The sequence below is a fragment of the Aquimarina acroporae genome (assembly GCF_023195925.1).
GTDB classification, from domain to species: Bacteria; Bacteroidota; Bacteroidia; order Flavobacteriales; family Flavobacteriaceae; genus Aquimarina; species Aquimarina acroporae.
In genome coordinates, this window is record NZ_JALPRE010000036.1 from 1 (window position 1) to 3,402 (window position 3,402).

A 3,402-nucleotide genomic window follows, 5' to 3' on the forward strand; every position below is an offset into this window, starting at 1 on the left:
TCACATTTTGTAGTTGATATGACGGTTGCTCTTTATCAATTCATTTTTTAACACAAATAAATTCAGTCAGATGAAACAGCTTTTTCCCAAAGAAATTATCGAAAACACCGTCGAGGTGCATCAGTTTGAGCATAGCAGTAGGAGTAAAACCATATACGCTACCATTTTAATCACTCTGGTCATCGCATTGGCGTTACTACCTTTTATAAAAGTTGATATTTATACTACTGCCAGAGGGATGCTACGGCCCAGTAAAGAGCGTATTGCCATTACTCCTTTACAATCGGGCAAGGTGGTATTTGTAGATATGGCAGATAACCAGGTGGTTAAAAAAGGGGATACGCTATTAATGACCAATGCGACAGTAGTAAAAGACAAGATACAACGCTCTGCTTCTCAACTAGAGGAAACTAAGCAATTTATTGCTGATTGTGAGTATTTAGTGAACACCTCAAATCCTAGATTTTCTAACATTGTATCGGCACGCTATCAAAAGGAGTATTTGTACTTCACTCAAAAAGTCAGTGAACTACAAACACGTTTTAAGAAAACCAAAATAGATGCCGAGCGTAATGAAAAGTTATATCGCAAAGGTGTCGTTGCCAAAGTAGAATATGAAAACAGTGCTTTTGAGCACCAATTGGCAGCCAATACCTTAACGCAATATCGTAAACAACAAAAAAACAACTGGCAAGCTAGTGTAACCGAATATCGAAATACTCTCCGTGATCTTGAAGGGGGATTATCGCAGCTAGAGCAAAACCAAAAAGAATTGGTCATTACTGCTCCTATTGACGGGATCTTAAAAAATGTGGTTGGAATCGAAAAAGGAAGTTTCCTTTTAGGAGGAGGAAGTATTGCAGAAATTTCACCAGATACAGGACTTATTGCGGAATGTTATTTGTCACCCTCTGATATTGGACTGGTGAGTAAAGACAAAAAAGTAAACTTCCAAATTGATGCTTTTAATTACAATCAATGGGGATTAGCAACTGGAGAGATTCTGGAAGTAAGTAAAGATGTTGATATCATTAACGAGTCACCAGTATTTAAAGTACGCTGTAAAATAGATCAAAATCACCTAAGGCTTAAAAATGGCTTCAAAGGCAATTTTAACAAAGGAATGACCTTGAGTGCTAGATTTCAACTTACTGAGCGCACCTTATTCGATTTGTTGTATGACAAAGTAGACGATTGGTTAAACCCATCGAGTCCAACCATTGCACAAGTTCAACGCTAAAAAAAGAAAACATCATGGCAAAGACCAGAATAAAACAACACGATATAACCGATTGCGGTGCAGCATGTTTAGCATCAATCTCAGCGCATTATAAATTACAAATTCCTATTGCACGTATTCGTCAATTTGCAAGTACGGATAAAAAAGGAACTAACGTATTGGGGTTGATTGAAGCTGCCAACAAACTTGGCTTTGAAGCTAAAGGAGTACGGGGAGACCTAGAAAGCTTGTTTAAAATCCCTAAACCGGCTATTGCCCATGTAATTGTTAGAGAACGATTGCATCATTATGTAGTGATTTATGAGGTAACCAAAGATCATATTAAAATCATGGATCCAGGTGATGGAAAGTTTCATAAAAAAACCCATGAAGAGTTTACCAAAGAATGGACAGGAGTATTAGTACTATTATTACCCAAAGAAGATTTTGTAACTGGTAATGAAAAAGTATCTGTTTTCAAGCGGTTTTGGTTTTTGCTAAAACCACATAAAGGCGTGCTCATTCAAGCTTTTGTAGGAGCTATTATTTATACTTTATTAGGGTTTTCGACCTCGATTTACATTCAAAAACTTACCGATCATGTGTTTATGGGTACTAGTACCAAACTGCTCAACTTATTGGGAGTCGTCATGGTTGGATTACTTATACTAAAGTTAATTATTGGAGCTTATAAAGATGTATTTCTTATTAAAACCGGACAACAAATAGATTCTCGTTTAATTTTAGGATACTACAAACACCTACTTAAACTCCCACAACAGTTTTTCGATACCATGCGTGTAGGAGAAATTGTATCTCGTATAGGAGACGCGGTAAAAATAAGAGCTTTTATTAATGGAGTAGCATTAAACCTAACAGTAAATGTATTGATTCTGGTTTTCTCCTTTGGACTCATGTTTACCTATTATTGGAAACTAGCATTAATTATGCTTGCCATTATACCACTATATGCAGTGATCTATGTAGTAACCAACAGGCTTAATAAACGTACCGAGAGAGAAATCATGGAAAAATCAGCAGATTTGGAGAGCCAGCTCGTCGAATCTCTAAACTCTGTGAGTACCATAAAACGATTTGGACTTGAAGATTATGCTAATATCAAAACCGAAACTAGATTTATTAACCTATTAAAAACAGGGTACAAATCAGCCCTTAATAGCGTCTTTTCAGGTTCAAGTACAGGAGTCATCGCACAACTTTTTACCATCATTTTACTTTGGAGCGGAGCTTATTTTGTTATTCAAAAAGAGATTACGGCAGGAGAGCTTATGGCTTTTTATGCGATCATCGGATATTTTACAAGCCCTGTAGCGAGCCTAATCAGTGCCAATAAGCAGATTCAAAATGCGTTGATCGCTGCTGATCGTTTGTTTGAAATTATGGATTTGGAAAGAGAAGAAGACGAAAGAAAAATAAAGCTGACACAGGAAAGTGTTGGAGATATTCAATTCTCAAATGTGAGCTTTAGATATGGATCCAGAGTAGAAGTATTTAAGGATTTCAACCTTCAAATCCCTCAAGGAAAGATTACCGCCATTATTGGTGAGAGTGGATCGGGAAAATCTACCTTGATGTCATTACTGCAGAATATTTATCCCATACAAAAAGGGCAAATCTCAATAGGAAATCAAGACCTAAAGCATATTGACAATAGCAGCTTACGAGATTTGGTGAGTGTAGTACCACAAAAAATAGATCTATTTGCGGGTAATGTGATTGAGAATATTGCTGTTGGAGAATTTGCTCCCGATGTAGAACGTATTATGGAGGTATGCAAATCCATCGGTATATTAGAGTTTATAGAAAATTTACCTAATGGTTTTGCGACATACTTAGGTGAGAATGGAGCTACTTTATCTGGGGGGCAAAAACAACGTATCGCCATCGCCAGAGCATTGTATAAAAATCCAGAGGTTTTGGTATTAGATGAGGCAACATCATCTCTAGATAGTACTTCAGAAAATTACATTCAAAGAGCTGTACAAAGCTTAAGAGACCAGGATAAAACCATTATCATCATCGCACATCGATTAAGCACAGTAGTAAATGCTGATAAAATTGTAGTGCTGGAAAAAGGACTGGTGATCGAAGAAGGAAACCACGAAGTACTCTACGCTAGACAAGAAAAGTATTATGAACTATGGCAAAAACAAATGCCAGTT

At 36.8% G+C, this 3,402-nt stretch carries 2 protein-coding genes; both read left to right on the plus strand.

Annotated elements, in window-relative coordinates; translation table 11 throughout:
• Positions 1-70 precede the first annotated feature (70 nt).
• Positions 71-1,240 (plus strand): HlyD family secretion protein, encoded by a 1,170-nt coding sequence (locus M0D21_RS22880; protein ID WP_248334351.1) that lies wholly within the window; start codon positions 71-73, stop codon positions 1,238-1,240.
• A 14-nt stretch (positions 1,241-1,254) separates the two neighbouring features.
• A partial coding sequence (locus M0D21_RS22885) for a peptidase domain-containing ABC transporter (RefSeq protein ID WP_248334353.1) occupies positions 1,255-3,402 on the plus strand: 2,148 nt, incomplete at its 3' end.